At 68.8% G+C, this 17,614-nt stretch carries 21 protein-coding genes; 5 read left to right on the top strand and 16 right to left on the bottom strand.

All coding sequences use genetic code 11. The features are described 5' to 3' along the window. Window positions 1-53: 53 nt before the first annotated feature. Together ABD255_RS11070 and ABD255_RS11065 are read right to left on the bottom strand one after the other, a co-directional pair. Window positions 54-2,198, bottom strand: a complete 2,145-nt coding sequence (locus ABD255_RS11070) for a 3-hydroxyacyl-CoA dehydrogenase NAD-binding domain-containing protein (protein WP_344212615.1) — start codon at window positions 2,196-2,198, stop codon at window positions 54-56. Beyond that, entirely contained in the window at window positions 2,195-3,415 is a 1,221-nt protein-coding gene (locus ABD255_RS11065) for an acetyl-CoA C-acetyltransferase (protein WP_344212613.1), read from the bottom strand. Before ABD255_RS11065 ends, ABD255_RS11070 begins: the two co-directional genes overlap by 4 nt. Window positions 3,416-3,499: 84 nt before the next feature. Here ABD255_RS11065 and ABD255_RS11060 point away from each other — a divergent pair, with 84 nt between their 5' ends. Beyond that, complete coding sequence (locus tag ABD255_RS11060; protein WP_344212611.1) at window positions 3,500-4,240, top strand: MerR family transcriptional regulator; 741 nt, start codon at window positions 3,500-3,502, stop codon at window positions 4,238-4,240. 37 nt (window positions 4,241-4,277) lie between these two features. Here ABD255_RS11060 and ABD255_RS11055 read toward each other — a convergent pair whose 3' ends face one another. The 11 genes from ABD255_RS11055 to ABD255_RS11005 all read right to left on the bottom strand — a co-directional run bounded on the left by ABD255_RS11055 (window position 4,278) and on the right by ABD255_RS11005 (window position 12,705). Then, on the bottom strand, window positions 4,278-4,553 hold the full coding sequence (locus tag ABD255_RS11055) for a DUF6510 family protein (protein WP_344212609.1): 276 nt from the start codon (window positions 4,551-4,553) through the stop codon (window positions 4,278-4,280). Then, window positions 4,550-5,305: a ferredoxin reductase gene (locus ABD255_RS11050; protein WP_344212607.1), complete on the bottom strand. Its 756-nt coding sequence runs from the start codon at window positions 5,303-5,305 to the stop codon at window positions 4,550-4,552. Before ABD255_RS11050 ends, ABD255_RS11055 begins: the two co-directional genes overlap by 4 nt. Next, the gene (locus ABD255_RS11045; protein ID WP_344212605.1) at window positions 5,275-5,871 is read right to left on the bottom strand and encodes a sulfite oxidase-like oxidoreductase; all 597 of its coding nucleotides are present in this window, start codon (window positions 5,869-5,871) and stop codon (window positions 5,275-5,277) included. The genes ABD255_RS11050 and ABD255_RS11045 overlap by 31 nt, the downstream gene beginning before the upstream one ends. A 52-nt stretch (window positions 5,872-5,923) precedes the next feature. Next, entirely contained in the window at window positions 5,924-7,066 is a 1,143-nt protein-coding gene (locus tag ABD255_RS11040; RefSeq protein WP_344212603.1) for an acyl-CoA dehydrogenase family protein, read from the bottom strand. A gap of 80 nt (window positions 7,067-7,146) precedes the next feature. Further along, complete coding sequence (locus tag ABD255_RS11035) at window positions 7,147-8,271, bottom strand: CaiB/BaiF CoA transferase family protein (RefSeq protein WP_344212601.1); 1,125 nt, start codon at window positions 8,269-8,271, stop codon at window positions 7,147-7,149. Window positions 8,272-8,305: 34 nt separating this feature from the next. Continuing rightward, window positions 8,306-8,716 (bottom strand): hypothetical protein, encoded by a 411-nt coding sequence (locus ABD255_RS11030; RefSeq protein ID WP_344212599.1) that lies wholly within the window; start codon window positions 8,714-8,716, stop codon window positions 8,306-8,308. Window positions 8,717-8,911: 195 nt separating this feature from the next. After that, complete coding sequence (locus tag ABD255_RS11025) at window positions 8,912-9,469, bottom strand: SDR family oxidoreductase (protein WP_344212597.1); 558 nt, start codon at window positions 9,467-9,469, stop codon at window positions 8,912-8,914. A gap of 17 nt (window positions 9,470-9,486) precedes the next feature. Then, window positions 9,487-10,401, bottom strand: a complete 915-nt coding sequence (gene sigJ, locus ABD255_RS11020) for an RNA polymerase sigma factor SigJ (protein ID WP_344212595.1) — start codon at window positions 10,399-10,401, stop codon at window positions 9,487-9,489. 63 nt (window positions 10,402-10,464) lie between these two features. After that, window positions 10,465-10,650, bottom strand: a complete 186-nt coding sequence (locus ABD255_RS11015; RefSeq protein ID WP_344212593.1) for a hypothetical protein — start codon at window positions 10,648-10,650, stop codon at window positions 10,465-10,467. Between the two features lie 3 nt (window positions 10,651-10,653). Further along, window positions 10,654-11,217, bottom strand: a complete 564-nt coding sequence (locus ABD255_RS11010) for a DinB family protein (protein WP_344212591.1) — start codon at window positions 11,215-11,217, stop codon at window positions 10,654-10,656. 15 nt (window positions 11,218-11,232) lie between these two features. Next, window positions 11,233-12,705 (bottom strand): cobyric acid synthase, encoded by a 1,473-nt coding sequence (locus ABD255_RS11005; RefSeq protein WP_344212589.1) that lies wholly within the window; start codon window positions 12,703-12,705, stop codon window positions 11,233-11,235. A 153-nt stretch (window positions 12,706-12,858) separates the two neighbouring features. Here ABD255_RS11005 and ABD255_RS11000 point away from each other — a divergent pair, with 153 nt between their 5' ends. The 3 genes from ABD255_RS11000 (at window position 12,859) to ABD255_RS10990 (ending at window position 14,627) form a co-directional block, all read left to right on the top strand. Then, window positions 12,859-13,155 (top strand): GNAT family N-acetyltransferase, encoded by a 297-nt coding sequence (locus tag ABD255_RS11000; protein ID WP_344212587.1) that lies wholly within the window; start codon window positions 12,859-12,861, stop codon window positions 13,153-13,155. Continuing rightward, complete coding sequence (locus ABD255_RS10995) at window positions 13,152-13,685, top strand: YbaK/EbsC family protein (protein WP_344212585.1); 534 nt, start codon at window positions 13,152-13,154, stop codon at window positions 13,683-13,685. The genes ABD255_RS11000 and ABD255_RS10995 overlap by 4 nt, the downstream gene beginning before the upstream one ends. 117 nt (window positions 13,686-13,802) lie before the next feature. Continuing rightward, a complete protein-coding gene (locus tag ABD255_RS10990; protein ID WP_344213856.1) occupies window positions 13,803-14,627 on the top strand; it encodes a helix-turn-helix domain-containing protein in 825 nt (274 codons plus the stop codon). A gap of 46 nt (window positions 14,628-14,673) precedes the next feature. Here ABD255_RS10990 and ABD255_RS10985 read toward each other — a convergent pair whose 3' ends face one another. Beyond that, complete coding sequence (locus tag ABD255_RS10985; protein ID WP_344212583.1) at window positions 14,674-15,105, bottom strand: organic hydroperoxide resistance protein; 432 nt, start codon at window positions 15,103-15,105, stop codon at window positions 14,674-14,676. A gap of 21 nt (window positions 15,106-15,126) precedes the next feature. Further along, window positions 15,127-16,080, bottom strand: coding sequence for a quinone oxidoreductase family protein (locus tag ABD255_RS10980; protein ID WP_344212581.1), 954 nt, complete (start codon window positions 16,078-16,080; stop codon window positions 15,127-15,129). Window positions 16,081-16,149: 69 nt separating this feature from the next. On the opposite strand from ABD255_RS10980, the gene ABD255_RS10975 reads away from it, so the two are divergent. Then, the gene (locus ABD255_RS10975) at window positions 16,150-16,812 is read left to right on the top strand and encodes a TetR/AcrR family transcriptional regulator (protein WP_344212579.1); all 663 of its coding nucleotides are present in this window, start codon (window positions 16,150-16,152) and stop codon (window positions 16,810-16,812) included. On the opposite strand, the gene ABD255_RS10970 is transcribed toward ABD255_RS10975, so the two are convergent. Further along, window positions 16,796-17,542: a sulfite exporter TauE/SafE family protein gene (locus tag ABD255_RS10970; protein WP_344212577.1), complete on the bottom strand. Its 747-nt coding sequence runs from the start codon at window positions 17,540-17,542 to the stop codon at window positions 16,796-16,798. The two genes, ABD255_RS10975 and ABD255_RS10970, sit on opposite strands and share 17 nt — an antisense overlap. Window positions 17,543-17,614: the final 72 nt, after the last annotated feature.

Genomic DNA, 17,614 nt, shown 5'->3' with positions numbered 1-17,614 from the left:
CCTCCTCGACCACCGTAACCCCATCGGGCGTTAGGCGGCATCGGCGACCGGGGTCAGGCGAAGGTCTCTCCAGCCTCCGCCTTCCGCACCAGCAGGGCCGGTGGTTCGAACCGCGCGCCGTACTTCGCGGCGAGCTCGCGCGACCTCGCCACGAAGCCGGCCAGCCCACCCGCGTAGGCGTTGATGTACTGCAGGGCGCCGCCGTGCAACGGCGGGAAGCCGATGCCGAAGATCGAGCCGATGTTGGCGTCGGCGACCGAGCGCAGTACGCCCTCGTCCACGCACTTGACCGTCTCCAGCGACATCGCGAACGCCATCCGCTCCTGCAGGTCGATCAGCGGTACGTCGGCGCCCTCGCTGACGAAGTGCTCCCACAGCCCGGGCCACAGGTGCTTCGGCCCGTCCGCCGGGTACTCGTAGAAGCCCGCCCCGGCCGCCTTGCCCTTGCGGTCGAACTCGGTGACGAGCCGATCGGCCACCGCCATCCCCGGATGGTCGTCGAAGGCACCCGCGTTGTCGCCGGCCGCCCGGGCCGCGTCGCGGATCTTCATCGGCAGCGTCAGCGTGACCTCGTCCAGCATCGCCAGCGGCGGCGCCGGGAAGCCCATCTGGGTGGCGGCCCGCTCGACCGTCACCGGATTGACGCCCTCGGCAACCATCGCGGCGCCTTCCATCACCAGCGTCCCGAACACCCGGGAGGTGAAGAAGCCGCGGCTGTCGTTCACCACGATCGGCGTTTTCTTGATCTGCCGGACCACGTCGTAGGCCTTGGCCAGCGCGCGGTCGGAGGTCTTCTCCCCCACGATCAGCTCGACCAGCGGCATCCGGTCCACCGGCGAGAAGAAGTGCATGCCGACGAAGTCGTCCGGCCGGTCGATGCCCTCGGCCAGCGAGGTGATCGGCAGCGTGGAGGTGTTCGAGCAGAGCAGCGCGTCCGGCTCGACCACGCCGGCGATCTCGGCGAACACCTTCCGCTTCAGTTCCTCGCTCTCGAACACCGCCTCGATCACCAGGTCGCAGCCGGCCAGGTCGTTCGGGTCGGCGGTCGGAGTGATCAGGCTGAGGAACCGCTCCGCCTTCTCCGGCGTACTGCGCCCCTTCTGGACCTGCTTGGCGAGCAGCTTCTCGGAGTACGCCTTGCCCTTCTCCGCCGCCTCGAGCGAGACATCCTTGAGGACGACCTCGATCCCCACCTTCGCGCAGACGTAGGCGATTCCCGCGCCCATCATCCCGGCGCCGAGCACCCCGACCTTGCGCGCCCGGTACTGCGGGACGTCGGCCGGGCGGGATGCCCCGGCGTTGATCGCCTGCAGTTCGAAGAAGAACGCGTTGATCATGTTCTTGGCGATCTGGCCGGTCGCCAGCGACACGAAGTACCGGGACTCGATCCGGCTCGCGGTGGCGAAGTCGACCTGGCTGCCCTCGACGGCCGCGCTCATGATCGCCTTCGGGGCCGGGTACGGCGCGCCCTTGAGTTGCTTGCGCAGGTTCGCCGGGAAGGCCGGCAGGAACGCGGCCAGCTTCGGCGAGGACGGAGTACCGCCGGGGATCTTGTAGCCGTCGCGGTCCCAGGGCTGCTTGGCGTCGCCGTCGAACTCGTCGATCCAGCGGTAGGCGGCGTTGAGCAGGTCGTCGGCGGGGACCACCTCGTCGACGATCCCGACCGACTTGGCGTGTGCGGGCTTCATCCGCTGGCCTTGGAGCAGCACCTTCATCAGGGCGTCCTGCAGACCGAGCATCCGGACGGTGCGGGTCACGCCGCCACCGCCGGGCAGCAGGCCGAGTGTCACCTCGGGCACGCCGAGCTCGATCCGGTTGTCGTCGGCAACGATCCGGTGGTGGCAGGCGAGCGCGATCTCCAGGCCGCCGCCGAGCGCAGCGCCGTTGATCGCGGCAACCACCGGGACGCCCAGGGTTTCGAGCACGCGGAGCTGGCGCTTGACCTCCTCGATCGTCTCGAACACCTCGGCCGCGTTTTCCGGCTGGATCTTCGACAGCATCTCCAGGTTGCCGCCGGCGAAGAAGGTCTGCTTGGCGCTGGTGATGACAACGCCCTTGAGCTGGTCCTTCTCAGCCTGCAGCCGCTCGACCGTCTTCGCCATCGCGGCGATGTAGGTCTCGTTCATCGTGTTGGCCGACGCCGCCGGATCGTCCATCGTCAACGTGATGACGCCGTCGGTGTTCTTCCAGTCGATCATGCGGCAAGCCTCTCGATGATGGTGGCGACGCCCATGCCGCCGCCGACGCACAGGGTGGCCAGGCCGTAGCGGAGCTCGCGGCGCTCCAACTCGTCCAGCAGGGTGCCGATCAGCATCGCGCCGGTCGCGCCGAGCGGGTGGCCGAGCGCGATCGCGCCGCCGTTGACGTTCACCTTCTCGTGCGGGACGCCGAGATCGGTCATGAAGTGCAGCACCGCGGCAGCGAAGGCCTCGTTCATCTCGAACAGGTCGATGTCCTCGACCTGGAGACCGGCCTTCGCGAGCGCCATGCGGGCGGCCGGCGCGGGACCGGTCAGCATGATGGTCGGATCGGTGCCGCTCACCGCCGCCGCGACCACCCGGCCGCGCGGTGCCTGGCCGAGCGCCTGGCCGGCCTTCTCGTTGCCGATCGCCACCAGCGCGGCGCCGTCGACGATGCCGGACGAGTTGCCGGCGTGGTGGACGTGGTCGATCCGCTCGACCGTCACGTACTTCTCCAGCGCGACCGAGTCGAAGCCGCCGTGCTCACCGATGGCCGCGAACGACACCGGCAGCCCGGCGAGCGTCTCGACGGTGGTCCCGGGCCGGACCAGTTGGTCGTGGTCGAGGATCTGCAGGCCGTTGCGGTCGACGACGGGAACCACCGAGCGGGCGAAGTACCCGTTGGCCCAGGCCTTGGCCGCGCGCGCGTGCGACTCGGCGGCGTACGCGTCGACGTCGGTGCGGGAGAACCCGTCCGTCGTCGCGATCAGGTCCGCGCTGATGCCCTGCGGGATGAAGTTCGTCTGCATCGCGGTCTCCGGGTCCATCGCCCAGGCGCCGCCGTCGGAGGCCATCGGCACACGTGACATCGACTCGACCCCACCTGCCAGGATGAAGTCCTCCCAGCCCGAACGGACTCGCTGCGCCGCCTGGTTCACCGCCTCCAGGCCGGACGCGCAGAACCTGTTGAGCTGGACGCCACCGGTGGTCTCCGGATAGCCCGCCGCCAGCACCGCAGTACGGGCGATGTCCATGCCCTGGTCGCCGATCGGCGTGACCACGCCGAGCACGACGTCGTCGATCGCTTCCTCGTCCAGGTCGGGATGCCTGGTACGGAGCTCCTGCAGCAGGCCGGTGACCAGTTGGACCGGCTTCACCTCGTGCAGGGCGCCGACCGCCTTGCCCTTGCCTCGCGGTGTCCGGATCGCGTCGTAGAGGAATGCTTCAGTAGTCATCAGGATCCCGTCGGTCGAGTCGTCCTCCCGATTGTGACAGTAATGGTGTCACGGTGGTCAAGGGGGGCTCGTATGATCTCCGCCATGTCGGAAGTCAGCACGGAAGAGGCGACGCTCACCGTCGATGAGTTGTCCGCCCGGGTCGGGATGACGGTCCGCACGCTGCGCTTCTACGCCGGCCGTGGACTCATCCCCCCGCCGGTACGCCGTGGGCGAGTTGGGTACTACGGGCCCGAGCACATCGCCCGGCTCGACCTGGTCCGGGAGTTGCAGGCGCACGGGTTCACCCTGTCCGCGATCGAGGGATACCTCGACCGGATCCCGGCCGACGCCACCCCGCAGGACATCGCGTTGCACCGGACCCTGCTGACCCCGTGGATGCGGGACCTGCCCGAGACGCTCGACCGCGCGACGCTGGTACGGCGTACCGGGCGGGAGTTGACCGACGACGACATCGAGATGCTGGTCGCGCTCGGCGTGGTCGAGCCGACCCCCGACGAGGACGTCTTCCAGGTCGCCACGGCGCATCTCAGCCTCGGGGTCGAACTGCTCGACCTCGATCTCCCGGTGGAGGCGGTCCTCGACGCCGGCCGGATCTTCACCGAGCACGGCCGCGCGCTCGCCGAGGAACTGACCGAGGTCTTCCGGACCAAGGTCTGGCCGCACTACCGCGATTCGGGCGGTCCGCCGGAGCACATCCAGCAACTGGTCGAGCGCTTCAAGCCCGTCACCATCCAGGGCCTGGTCCTCGCCTACGAACGAGCCGTCGGCGAAACCCAACGCGACACCATCCGCCGCTCCCGCACCAAGCCCCCACGCCGCTGAAACTCGCCGCTGACCTCCGGAGACCTCAGAGGCCGGGTCAGGTGGCGTTGGGGATGCGGAGGTAGGTCATGCCGCGGAGGTCCAGGACGGTGTCGGTCGGGGTGGTGACGACGCGGAGGAGGACGTCGTCGCAGCCGGAGCAGCGGGCGACCATGCCGGGGGCGTCGACGTAGAGGCGGGCCTCGGCGAAGACGCCAGTACGGCCGCAGCCGCCGCACTGGCCGATCGCGGCGGTGATGTCGACGGCGAACACCTCCCGCAGCGCACCCGCCGCGGCATTGCCATCCAAATAGGTCGGAACGTCCGCAGTCATCGCGGTCCTCCTGTAGGTCCGAAGCGTTCGGTTCTCACGCGCGCGGGGTCGTGCCCGGCGGCGACGAGCAGGTCGGCTACCGCCTCGACGAACGGCGTCGGCCCGCAGACGTAGGTGGTCGGCTCGTCCTCCGGCTGGAAGGCGACCGACTTGAGCAGTTCCGCGTCGATCCGTTTCGGCGGACGCGACTCCCCCGGCGGCGCCTCGCGGGTGTAGGCGAAGGTGATCGCCACGTCCTCGGACATGGCCACCTCCTTGAGGTCGTTCAGATAGAACACCGACGCCGGGCTGCGTACGGAGTACAGGAGGCGGGCCGGAGCCTGGCTGCCGGCGTCAGCGTGGGCGCGCAGCATCGCCATCAGCGGGACAACGCCGGATCCCCCGCCGATGAGTTGGACCGGTCCGGGCTGCTCGGGCTTCCAGACGAACCAGCCACCGACTGGTCCGCGGAGTTCGAGCGGGTCACCGACAGCGAGCACCTCGGCCAGGTACGGCGAGACCTCGCCCTCGGGCACCTGCTCGACCGTCAACTCGACGCCTCCACCGTTCCAGGCGGAGGCGATCGAGTACGAGCGCGAGGCCCGATACCCGTCCGGAGCGGTCAGGCGCACGTCGACATGCTGCCCGGCCAGGTGACCCGGCCAGTCGGGCATGTCCAGCACCAGTGTCCTGGCGGTCGCCGTCTCCTGCCGTACTTCGGTGACGGTGCCGACCTGCCAGGTCAGTCGCCTGCGTAGCGCTGTTCTTTCCATGGGTCTCCGTACTCGTGATAGCCCGCGGTCTCCCAGAAGCCCAGGTCCTCCGTGTCGGACAGGACCAGGCCGCGCACCCACTTGGCGCTCTTCCACAGATACAAGTGCGGCACCAGGAGGCGGGCCGGTCCCCCGTGCTCCGGGTGCAGCGGCTCGCCGTCGTACTCGTAGGCGATCCAGGCCTGCCCATCCAGGAGGTCCTCCAGTGGCAGGTTCGTGGTGTAGCCGCCGTAACTGTGCGCCATCGCGTAGTCGGCGCCGGTCTCCACATCCGCCAGCAGGGTGTCCAGCGAGACACCCCTCCAGTCAGTACCGAGCTTGGACCACCTGGTCACGCAGTGCAGGTCCTTGGTGATGTCCTCACTCGGCAACGCCATGAACGCCGACCAGTCCCACCGCGACGTCTCGCCGGTCTCGGTGGCCACGGTGAACTCCCAGTGCTCCGGGAGGACGTGCGGAGTCGGCCCGGCGGACAGCACCGGGAACTCATGAGTCAGATACTGCCCGGGCGGCAAGTCCGATCCGCTCCGGCCACGACCGGTGAACCCAGGCGACACGATGCCCATCAGGACCCTCCCTCAAGCTGGAAGCACTGCCTGGCAGTCTTCCATGAAGAGGTCAGATTCCCATCGTCCGGCCGATGATCTCTTTCATGATTTCGGTGGTGCCGCCGTAGATTGTCTGGATCCGGGTGTCCAGGTACGCCTTGGCGATCGGGTACTCGGTCATGAAGCCGTAGCCGCCGAACAGTTGCAGGCAGCGGTCGACGACCTTCTTCTGCAGTTCGGTGGTCCACCACTTCGCCATCGCGGCGTCGGAGACGGACAGCGTCCCGGCGTTCAGTTCCTCGATGCAGCGGTCGACGAAGACGCGGGCGATCTGCGTCTCGGTGGCCAGTTCGGCGAGCACGAAGCGGCTGTTCTGGAACGACCCGATCGACCGGCCGAACGCTTTCCGCTCCTTCACGTACTCCAGCGTCGTCGCGAGCAGGCTCTCGCAGGCCGCGGCTGCCACCACCGCGATGGCGAGCCGCTCCTGCGGCAGCTTCTCCATCAGGTAGATGAAGCCCTTGCCCTCCTCGCCGAGGAGGTTGGCGGCCGGCACCCGGACGTTGTCGAAGAACAGTTCGGCCGTGTCCTGCGCCTTCAGGCCGATCTTGTCGAGGTTGCGCCCCCGCTCGAAACCTTCCATCCCGCGCTCGACGACCAGTAGCGAGATGCCCTGGTAGCCGGCCTCCGGGTCGGTCTTCACGACCACGATGACGAGGTCGGCCAGGATGCCGTTGGAGATGAAGGTCTTCTGGCCGTTCAGGAGGTAGTCGTCACCGTCGCGCCTGGCCGTCGTGGTGATGCCCTGCAGGTCGCTGCCGGCTCCCGGCTCGGTCATCGCGATGGCGGTAATCATCTCGCCGCTGCAGAACTTCGGCAGCCAGCGCGCCTGCTGCTCCTCCGAGGCGTAGTCGAGCAGGTACGCCGAGACGAGGTCGGCGTGGATCGTGAACCCGGGACCACTCGCGCGAGCCTTGGTCACCTCCTCGATCACCACCGCGTTGAAGCGGAAGTCCCGCACGCCGCCACCGCCGTACTGCTCGGGCATCATGAACCCGAGCAGGCCCGCCTCGCCCGCCGCGGTCCACAACTCCCGCGGCACGATGCCGGCCTCTTCCCAGCTCTCGTGGTGCGGCACGATCTCCTTCTCGCAGAACGCTCGCGCGGTCTCCCGGAAGGCATCGTGATCGGCGTCGAAGAGGTGACGTTCCACGGGCGGTCTCCTGTCGTTGATCCCGTACTGCGGGTCGGCAGCCGGCGCGGTTGGTCGGCTGCGAGTGGGTGGGTGGTCGGTCAGTCGGCTTGCACGGCGGCACCGGAATCGAGCAAGTCGTCGATCCCGGTCACTCCCCAGTCCGCCAGCGCCTCGCGGGTGTGCTGCCCGGCCCGGGCGGGCGGCTCCGACAGTTCGGACGGGGTGCGAGAGAAGCGCGGCGCCGGGGCTGCCTGACGGACGCCGTCCTTCTCGACGAAGGTGCCGCGGGCCACCAGATGGGGATGGTCGGCAGCCAGCGGGAGCACCGGCGATACGCACGCGTCGGTGCCGTCGAACACCTCGGTCCACTCGGCCTGAGTCCGCTGGGCGAAGGTCTCGGCCAGCAGTTTCCGCAGGTCGGGCCAGTTCGCCACGTCGTACCGGTCGGGCGCCTCGACCTCGAGCAACCTGATCAACTCGTCGTAGAACTGCGGCTCCAGCGCGCCGACCGCCATGAACTTCCCGTCCGACGTCTCGTACACGTCGTAGAAGGGCGCTCCGGTGTCGAGCAGATTCGTACCGCGCTCCTGCTTCCAACTCCCGCCCGCCAAGACGCCGAGGAGCATCGTGGTGAGGTGCGCCGCGCCGTCGACGATCGCGGCGTCGACGACCTGGCCCCGCCCGCTTCCCCGCGCTTCGACCAGCGCAGCCAGTACGCCGACGACGAGGTACAGCGAGCCGCCCGCGAAGTCGCCGAGCAAGTTCGCCGGTACCTGCGGTGGCCCGTCGGCCCGGCCGATCACGTGCAACGCGCCGGACAGCGCGAGGTAGTCGATGTCGTGCCCGGCCGACTGGGCCAGCGGACCTTCCTGGCCCCAACCAGTCATGCGGCCGTAGACCAACTTCGGGTTCACCTCGTGACAGGCCTCCGGCCCGAGCCCGAGCCGCTCAGCCACGCCCGGCCGGAAGCCCTCCACCAATACGTCGGCGCCCGCGACCAGTTGGAGCACGGCGTCGATCGCCGCCGGGTTCTTCAGATCCAGCGCGACGCTGCGGCGTCCACGGTTGATCAACTCCAACTCCGGCGGCCCGAGCGCGATCCCACCGCCCGGGCGCTCGATCCGCAGCACCTCGGCTCCGAGTTCGGCCAGCATCATGCAGGCGAACGGCGCCGGCCCGATCCCGGCCAACTCGACAACCTTCACCCCACGCAGCGGCCCCATGCGGACCATTGTGACAGTACGACTGTCACAGTCGTCAAGTCACCGTGGGCTGTGGTGAAGGCTTGAGGACGAGGGCCAGCAACGCGAGCGGGAGCAGCACCGACAGAATCAGGGCGGCCAGCAGCCCGGCAGACAGCGTGGAGGATTCGCCTTCCAGATGGTGCGCATGGAAGACCAGGTGCGGCAGCGAGTACGCCAGATAGGCCAGCAGCGCCACAATCACCAGGCGCCGCTCCAGCCAGATCGCGGCGGCGGCCACCACGATGCCGATCCCCAGCGTCGTGCTGCCGAAGTCGCGGAACAGATGCTCGCTGTACGGCGGAGTCCAGTCGACCGTCGGCACGTCGTTGTAGAAGCTAGCCGGGAAGAACAGGGTCCACGCCCCCACCACCAACTGGATCAGAGCAAGGACCACCAGCCCGCTCCGCAGCACTCGGGCACTCACCGTCCCACCTCCGCACCGAAGCGTTCGGTGAGGAACTGTTCGAAAGTTTTCCGCCCGTACGGCGTACCCTCAGGCATCGCGGCTCCCTCGGCATACCCCCGGAACACCTTCCCGGGCAGCCGAAGCGGAACCACGGGCCGACGCGATCCGGCAGCGAGCTTCCAGGCCCGGGCAAGCTCGGGCACAGCTCGTTGCTCAGGGCCACCGATGTCCGGCAGGCGGCCCGCCCGGCTGAGCGGCGACCACCTCGGCCAGCCGCTCGGCGACATCCTCGGCAGCTATCGGCTGCAGCGTGACCGACGGAGCCAGGAGGACCGGCGAGAAGCGCTGGGCGCTCAGGACCAGGTCGACGAGGTGGTGGAACTGGGTCGCGCGGAGTACGGAGTACGGGATCGGTGACTCCGTCACCAAGCGCTCGCCCTCGAGCTTGTGGCGGTAGTACGGCAGCGGGATCCGGTCGACGCCGACAATCGAGATCAGGATCAGATGCTCGACTCCCGACGGCCGCGCGATCTCCAGGAGTTGCCGGGTCTGCTCGACGTCGCCCTTTCCGAGGCTGGTGGCCAGGTGCAGCACGGTGTCCACGCCGTTCACCGCCTCGCGGACGCCTTCGCCGGTGGACAAGTCGCCGGTCATCAGGCCGGGGCCGCGTTTGCGGCTCAGCACCCGGACGTCGTGCCCGGCGCTGCGCAGTCTGGCGACTGTCGGGCGGCCGAGAACGCCTGTTCCCCCGGTGACGAGGATGGTTCGCATGGTTGATGTCCTTTCGCTCAGCAGCCGAGACCAGACACCCCTCCGATTCGTGACAACTGCCGCTCGACCCCGCCGAGCTTGTCCGGATTCATCACGAACTCGAGGCTGCTGAGCGTCTCCCCGTCGAACCTGAGGAAGACGACCGCCCGGACTCCTTCGGGGTCGGCGGCAACGAGTACCGGCTCGCCGTTGGCGTGGGCGAAGTACGCGGCGATGCCGGCGCCGAAGCGTCCCAGTGCGCCGACCAGGTAGCGGGCCACGCGATCCCGGCCCGCGACCGGGTTCCGGGCCGCGACGACCTTGCCACCGCCGTCCGCGCGGGAGACCACGTCCGCCGCGAGCAGCGACTCGAGGCCGGCGAGGTCACCGAGTTGCGCGGCGGCGAGGAAGCGTTCGACCAGCGTGCGCCAATGTCCCGGATCCACCGGCCGCAGAGGCTGGTCGGCGGCGACCCGCTTGCGCGCTCGTGAATGGAGCTGGCGGGCGTTGGCTTCCGTAGTACCGATCAGGTCGCCGACCTCGCGGTGGCTGTAGGCGAAGGCCTCCCGCAGCACGTACGCCGCGCGCTCGGCCGGGGTGAGTTTCTCCAGGACGGTCAGTAGCGCGAAGGAGACGGATTCACGCTGGGCGACCTCGTCGAGCGGACCGAGGTCGTCGAACCTGCCACCAGTGAGAACCGGTTCGGGAAGCCACTCCCCGACATAGGTCTCACGCCGGGCACGAGCTGAAGTCAGCTGGTTGAGGCAGAGGTTGGTCACGGTCTTCGCCAGGAAGGCTGCTGGCTCTTCGACCCTCGAATGCTCCACGCCCTGCCACCGCAACCACGCTTCCTGCAGCACCTCATCGGCGTCGATGACAGAGCCCAGCATCCGGTAAGCGATCCCGAACATCCGGCCACGATGCCGCTCGAATACCTCCAACGCGTCACTCACCCGGTCATGCTCTCAGCCTCAAGTGAGCGTGGGACAGCGGGCGTGAAGCCGGCGATCATGAGCTCAGCCACGGTCAGGTGCACCCATCTCCAGCAGCCGCCCGGCGAGGCGGAGCCGGCGGGACACCTTGAGCGCGGTGAGGAACCGTTCGTCGTGGCTGACCACGACGAACGCGCCTTCGTAGGCGTCTCCTCGCTGACTTACCGCACCACCGCTAACAAACCCCCGTCCGACAATCTGCCGCGTCACCCCCTACTTGAACGTCTCCGCGGCCTGCTGGATCTTCGTGCAGTACTCCGTCCAGCCGGCCTCGTCGAGCATGTCGGCGTCGGAGCCGCCGGTGCCGTCGATGAGTTCGCGGACGATGTCGGCGTGGCCCGCGTGGTGGGCGGTTTCGTCGACCATGCGGATCAGGAGGACGCCGAGGGTGGTGGCGCGGCGATCCTCGGGCCAGTGTGGCACCGAGCCCGGCGCGTCCAGTTCGAGGGTGGCGATCGTCTCGTCCGCGAAGGCGCACGCCCGTTGGTACAGGCCGATCAGGTACTCGCTCGACTCCGACGGAAGCGCCCACATGTCGGCGCCTTCCCAGATCGTCTTGTCCTCGACCCAGGCGAGCTTCTCCGGCGGGACCCGGCCAAAACACTCTCCGAGGTACAGGTACTCCAAGCCGGCCAGGTGTTTCACCAGGCCGAGCAGATTGGTCCCCGACGGCACGAGCGGCCGGCGCATGTCGTATTCACTGAGGCCTTCGAGCTTCGCCGGCATGAGGGCGCGAGTGGTCCGGAGTTTCTGGTGTAGCTCTGCCTTGATATCCACGAGAACGACGCTAGATCAGCCCGCCGACAGTTCCGGCGCCCCGGGCGGCACGAAGGGCACACCGGCCGGCGCACCGGATTCGATCAACGCCAGCAGGGCGGAGGTGTCGAGGTGTTCGTCGATCGCGTCGGCGAGGCGGTCCAGCCGGGCCTCGCGCTGAGCCGCGAACGACGTGGTGTCGTCCGGCGCGGGTTTGCCGGTCAATCCAGCGACCTCGGTCAAAAAGGCGTGCCGGGCATCGTCGTCGTCCAGCAGCCCGTGCCAGATCGTCCCCCAGACCGCCCCGGACCGGCAGCCACCGGGGAAGGCCGAAGCCTCACCAGTCACGGACACCACCCCATGATGGATCTCGTACGCCGTCGGCGCCGGCCGCGCGAGCACCTTCTCCACCGCGAACGTGGTTGCCACCGGCAACAACCCCAGCCCGGAGTGCGATCCGCCGCCCTCGACCCCGAAGGGATCCGAGATCACCCCGCCCAGCAGTTGATATCCCCCGCAGATCCCCAGCACCGGACGCCCGGCGGCCACCCGCGCCGTCACCGCGTCGGCGAGCCCGGTCGAGCGGAGCCAGGCCAGATCCGCTGTGGTAGCACGTGATCCCGGCAGCACCACCAGGTCGGCGTCGCGAACCTCGGCCGGGCTGGCGGTGAAGAACACGCTCGTGCTCGGCTCCACGGCGATCGCGTCCAGATCGGTGAAGTTGCTGATCCGCGGGAACCGCACCACGGCCACGGTGAGAACGTCAGAGGAAGCCGACACCCGCCGAGCCGGCACGTCCAGCGCGTCCTCGGAATCCAGCCACAGCTCCGGCAGCCACGGAAGGACGCCGTACGTCGGCCGCCCGGTCACCGACTCGAGCATGTCGATCCCGGGCCGCAGTAACGACACGTCGCCGCGGAACTTGTTCACCACGAATCCACTGATCAGCCGCTGGTCCGCCGCGTCGAGCAGTGCCACCGTGCCGAACATCGACGCGAACACCCCGCCGCGATCGATGTCGCCGACCACCACCACCGGTGCCTGGGTGTGCTGGGCCAGGCCCATGTTCACGTAGTCGGACCGGCGCAGGTTGATCTCGGTGGGACTCCCCGCGCCCTCGCTCACGACGACGTCGTACCGCGAGGCCAGATCGTCGTACGCCGCGAACGCCGCCTTCGCCAGTTCGGCGCGTTCGGTGAGGAAGCCGCGGGCGGTGAGCTCACCCCACGGCTCCCCCATCAGTACTACGTGACTGCGGCGGTCGCTGCCGGGTTTGAGCAGGACCGGGTTCATCGCCGCCTCGGGCTCGGCCCCCGCGGCCACGGCCTGGATCCACTGGGCCCGGCCGATCTCGGCGCCGTCCGCGCAGACCATCGAGTTGTTCGACATGTTCTGCGCCTTGAACGGCGCCACCCGGAGCCCCTGGCGCGCCAGCCATCGGCAGAGCCCGGTCACGACCGTCGTCTTGCCCGCGTCGGACGTCGTACCGGCCACCAGGAGAGAACCCACCCGGCGATCCTACGGCCGGCTTGCTCGTCGGCAGCCTACGGCTTGTCCTCCGGCCGCTGGATCTCCAGCCTGTCACCCGCGTACCCCGGCAGTCACCACCGCGAGACCCACCGTCGTCGGAGGGCTTGCGGACGGCTGGATACAGTGGCTGGCATGGACACCGAGATCACCGTCGCGGACGCCCGGGAAAGCAACCGGTACGAGGCCCGCGACGCCGCTGGCAACCTGATGGGCTTCGTCGACTACCGGCTCACCGGCCCGGCGATCGCGTTCCTGCACGCCGAGACGCTGCCCGAGTACCGCGGCCGCGGTGTGGCCGGGCGGATCGCCGTCAAGTCGCTGGACGATGCCCGCGAGGCGGGTCTGCGGGTCAAGCCGCTGTGCCCCTACTACCAGGACTTCCTGGCTGAGCACACCGAGTACGCCGACCTCGTGGACGAGAAGCGGTGACCACACCGGAACTGGGCAACCTCGACTGGCAGGCCGCCACGGAGGTTCCCGACCTGCTGGCCGCTCCGGTCCGCGCCGCACTCGGCGACATCCCGGCGTACGCGGCGGCGATCGACCCGGCGCTGGCGGACACGGCGGCCTTCTGCGAGCAGTACGCAGTACCGATGGCCGCGTCGGCGAACTGCGTGATCGTGCACGGCAAGCGGGCCGGCGAGTCGACGTACGCCGCGGTGATGGTGCCGGCCACCCACCGGGCGGACGTCAACGGGGTGATCCGCAGGCACCTCGGGGTCCGGAAGATCTCCTTCGCCGCACAGGACGACGCGGTCGCCTCGACCGCGATGGAGTACGGCGGCATCACTCCGATCGGGCTGCCCGCTGAGTGGCCCGTGCTCGTCGACGAGGCGGTCGCGCGGGCCGGGCTGGTCGTGATCGGCAGCGGGATCCGCGGCTCGAAGTTGCTCGTCGACGGCGCCGATCTGGCCAAACTTCCGACCGCCACGGTGCTCGCGCTCTCCGTGCCCGGCTGATCCCCGGGATAACATCAGGTTGCTCATGAAACCCGGTTCGACCGACCCGGGAGCGATCTGTGGGGACGGGATGACGGTGTGACGGGTGAAGACGGCGGGCCGACCGCGCTGCGGATCATGCTCGGCGGACACCTGCGCCGGATGCGCGAGACGGCGGGCATCAGCCGCGCCGACGCCGGTTGGCAGATCCGGGCCTCGGAGTCCAAGGTCAGCCGGATGGAGCTCGGCCGGGTCGGCTTCAAGGAACGCGACGTCAACGACCTGCTCGACCTGTACGAGCTGAAGGACCCGCAGGAACGCGATCGGCTGATGGAACTGGCCCGCGCCGCGAACAACCCCGGCTGGTGGTCCCGGTACGGCGACGTGATGCCGAGCTGGTTCTCCAACTACGTCGGGCTCGAGGTGGCGGCCAAGCTGATCCGGACGTACGAGGTGCTCTTCGTGCCCGGGTTGCTGCAGACCGAGGACTACGCGCGAGCCGTCGTGCAGCTCGGCAAGACGTACCTTCCGGCCGACGAGGTGGACCAGCGGGTCGCGCTGCGGGTCACCCGGCAGCAGATCCTCACCCGGCCGAATCCGGTCCGGCTGTGGGTCGTCATCGACGAGGCCGTTCTGCATCGGCCGGTCGGCGGGCGCGAGACCATGCGGGAGCAGATCGAGTACCTGATGGCGGTCGACAAGCAGCCGAACATCACGCTGCAGGTGATGCCGTTCAGCAAGGTGGGCTATCCCGGCGCGGGCGGCGCGTTCAGCATCCTGCGGTTCCCGGAAGGGGATCTGCCCGACGTCGTCTACATCGAGCACGCCGCCAGCGCGCTCTACCTGGACAAACTCGAGGACCTCGACGAGTACGCCGCCATCATGGAAGCGCTGACGATCTCGGCAGCACCGGTCAGCGCCACCCAGACCCTGCTCGCCGAGGCTCTCGAGCGGATGGCCTGAGCACCGGTCCGGTGCTGCCGACCAGTTCCTGCCGACGCAGGGTGCGTCAGGCGACGGTGAGGGCGACCTTGATGTTGCCGCGGGTCGCGTTGGAGTACGGGCAGACGTGGTGCGCCTTCTCGATCAACTGCTCGGCGACGGCGCGCTCGACGTTCGGCAGCGCGACGACGAGTTCGACCTCGAGGCCGTAACCGGCGCCGCCGTTGATCGGGCCGATGCCGACCGCCGCGGTGACGGTCGAATCGTCGGAGTTCTGCTTCGCCTTGCGGGCGACGAGCTTCAGCGCGCTGTGGAAGCAGGAGGCGAAACCGGCGGCGAACAACTGCTCCGGGTTGGTGCCCTCACCGTTGCCGCCCATCTCCTTCGGCGGCGCGACGGTGACGTCGAGCTTGCCGTCGTCGCTCGCGGTGTGCCCGTCGCGGCCGCCCTGGGCGGTGGCGCGGGCGGTGTACAGAACCTTCTCGACTGCGATGGTCATCGATTGACTCCCTGATGGTGTTCAGCGGGTGGGGTCGAGCACGAGCTTGCCGACGGTCCGCCGGGCTCGCAGGTCTTCATGGGCGGTGGCGATGTCGGACAGCGGATAGTCGCCGCCGACGATCGGACGCAACTTGCCTTCCTGGGCCAGGCCGAACAGCTCGGCCAGCGGGTCGCCCAGCAGCGCCGGGTTCTTGAAACAGTCGGCCAGCCAGAAGCCGGCGATGGTCTTGGAGCCCTTCATCAGCCGGCCGGGCTCGATCGCCTTGGCGCTCTGCCGCGAGGCCGCGCCGAAGGTGACCAGCCGGCCGAACCGGGCCAGCGCGTCGAACGACTCGTCGAACGTCTTGCCACCGACCATCTCCAGCACGATGTCGACCGGTTTGCCGTTGTTGGCTTCGAGGATGCGCTCCTTCAGACCCTCGGGGTCGCCGTCGATCGCGGCGTCCGCGCCGAGCTCCAGAACCTGCTTGCGCTTCTCCTCGGTGGAGGCGGTCGCGATCACGCGACCCGCACCCCACAGCTTCGCCAACTGCACGGCGAGCGAGCCGACCCCACCGGCACCGGCGTGGACGAGCACGGACTCCCCCGGCTTCAGGTGGGTCGAATTCTTGAGCAGATGCCACGCGGTCGTGCCCTGCAGGACCAGCGCCAGCGCGTCCCCGTCACTGACACCTTCCGGTACGTCGAACGCGTACGGCGCGTGCGCCACTGCCTTCTCCGCATAGCCACCCGAGCCGACCAATGCGACGACGCGGCGGCCGTCCGGGGTACGACCGACGACCTCGCCACCCGGGATGAGCGGCAGTTCGGCCTTCGAGAGATAGCTGTTCTCGACCTGGTGCGTGTCGGCGTAGTTCACCCCTGCCCGGTCGACAGTGATCAGCACCTGGCCCTCGGCCGGGACCGGCTCCGCCACGTCGGCGATCTTCAGCACTTCCGGGCCACCGAACTCGGTGATCTGTACGGCTCGCACCGTCGAACTCCTCTCGATCGTGGTTCCTCTACGCTGTACTATACAGTGTACGTTAGGGAGGTGGATGAGATGTCGGTAACAAAGAGCCGGACCCCGCGGAACACGCTCAGTTCCGAGCTGATCGTGCGGACCGCGCTGGATCTGATGGAGGCCAAGGGCACCGACGCCTTCAGCCTGCGCGGGCTGGCCGCCGAGCTCGGGGTCGGCCCGATGGCCCTCTACACCTACTTCCGCAACAAGGACGACCTGTACGACGCGGTCCGCGACCACCTGATGGCGCTCGTCCCCCCGGTGCCGGCGGACGTCGACTGGAAGGACCAGGTGCGCGCCGTCTGTCGAGGTCTGCGCGCACTGATGCTGCAGCACCCTTGCCTGGCGCAACTACTGGGGAGCCGCCCGCTGAGTGGTCACGAGACCGCCCGGGTCGCCGAGGGACTGCTCGGCGTACTGCGCTCCGCCGGGTTCGACGCCGAAGCGGCGGCCCGGACCCACACGACCTTGTTCACCTACGTCCTCGGCGCCACCTCGTGGGAGATCCAGATGGCCGCGGAACGCCGTGATCCCGAGGCCTGGCGACGGCTGCGGACGACGATGGAATCGCTGTCCGCCAAGGAGTTCCCCACTGTGGTCGACCTGGCGCCGGAACTGGCGCGCACGACAGGCGGCGACGAGCAGTTCGACTACGGCCTCGACCTGCTGCTGGCCGGGCTGGAGCTCAGAAGACCATCGTGACGATGGCGACGACGCCGATCACGACGATCAGGGCCCGCAGCCCCATCGGGGGCAGCTTGCGGCCGTAGCGGGCGCCGAGGAAACCGCCGATGGTCGACCCGACCGCGATCAGCCCGGCGGCCAGCCAGTCCACGTCGGCGACGATGATGAACAAGATCGCCGCCACCGAGTTCACCACGGTCGCGAGGACGTTCTTCAGGCCGTTCATCCGTTGCAGGTTCGGGTCCATGCCGAGCCCGAGGATCGCCATCAGCAGCACGCCCTGGGCGGCGCCGAAGTAGCCGCCGTACACACCGGTGGCGAAGACCGCCGGGATCACCCACCAAGCACCGCGGTGGGTGTGCGAGGGAACGCTGATCCACTTGGAGAGCCACGGCTGCAGGGCCACCAGCAAGCAGCCGAGCAGGATCAGGCCGGGCACGATCGCCTGGAACGCCGAGCCCGGGAGCTTGAGCAGGAGGACCGCTCCGACGACACCGCCGATCAGGGACGCCGGAATCAGCCGGAGCATCCGGCCGCGCTGGCCCTCGAGTTCACGCCGATAGCCGATCGCGCCGGCCGCTGTACCGGGGGCCAGGCCGACGCTGTTGCTCACGTTCGCCAGGACCGGTGGGATGCCGACAGCAAGCAACGCGGGGAAGGTCAGCAAGGTGCCCGAACCCACCACCGCGTTGATTGTGCCCGCGCCGATTCCCGCCACGAAGACGAACAGCGCCTCGAACCATGTCATCGCTGAGAGACTCTACGCACCTGACCGAACAACTTGTGCATCAGTCCGACGAATGAACGCGGCCCGCTCCAC

The organism is Kribbella sancticallisti, assembly GCF_039530625.1.
GTDB lineage: Bacteria > Actinomycetota > Actinomycetes > Propionibacteriales > Kribbellaceae > Kribbella > Kribbella sancticallisti.
The sequence above is the reverse complement of the archived record's forward strand: the minus strand, read 5'-3'. Positions and strand labels throughout refer to the sequence as shown.

Bases quoted from the DNA above. Each gene is read 5' to 3' on its own strand.
- ABD255_RS11070 (WP_344212615.1), bottom strand. From the start codon at position 2,198: ATGATCGACTGGAAGAACACCGACGGCGTCATCACGTTGACGATGGAC.
- ABD255_RS11065 (WP_344212613.1), bottom strand. From the start codon at position 3,415: ATGACTACTGAAGCATTCCTCTACGACGCGATCCGGACACCGCGAGGC.
- ABD255_RS11060 (WP_344212611.1), top strand. From the start codon at position 3,500: ATGTCGGAAGTCAGCACGGAAGAGGCGACGCTCACCGTCGATGAGTTG.
- ABD255_RS11055 (WP_344212609.1), bottom strand. From the start codon at position 4,553: ATGACTGCGGACGTTCCGACCTATTTGGATGGCAATGCCGCGGCGGGT.
- ABD255_RS11050 (WP_344212607.1), bottom strand. From the start codon at position 5,305: ATGGAAAGAACAGCGCTACGCAGGCGACTGACCTGGCAGGTCGGCACC.
- ABD255_RS11045 (WP_344212605.1), bottom strand. From the start codon at position 5,871: ATGGGCATCGTGTCGCCTGGGTTCACCGGTCGTGGCCGGAGCGGATCG.
- ABD255_RS11035 (WP_344212601.1), bottom strand. From the start codon at position 8,271: ATGGGGCCGCTGCGTGGGGTGAAGGTTGTCGAGTTGGCCGGGATCGGG.
- ABD255_RS11025 (WP_344212597.1), bottom strand. From the start codon at position 9,469: ATGCGAACCATCCTCGTCACCGGGGGAACAGGCGTTCTCGGCCGCCCG.
- ABD255_RS11000 (WP_344212587.1), top strand. From the start codon at position 12,859: ATGGACACCGAGATCACCGTCGCGGACGCCCGGGAAAGCAACCGGTAC.
- ABD255_RS10990 (WP_344213856.1), top strand. From the start codon at position 13,803: ATGCTCGGCGGACACCTGCGCCGGATGCGCGAGACGGCGGGCATCAGC.
- ABD255_RS10985 (WP_344212583.1), bottom strand. From the start codon at position 15,105: ATGACCATCGCAGTCGAGAAGGTTCTGTACACCGCCCGCGCCACCGCC.
- ABD255_RS10975 (WP_344212579.1), top strand. From the start codon at position 16,150: ATGTCGGTAACAAAGAGCCGGACCCCGCGGAACACGCTCAGTTCCGAG.
- ABD255_RS10970 (WP_344212577.1), bottom strand. From the start codon at position 17,542: ATGACATGGTTCGAGGCGCTGTTCGTCTTCGTGGCGGGAATCGGCGCG.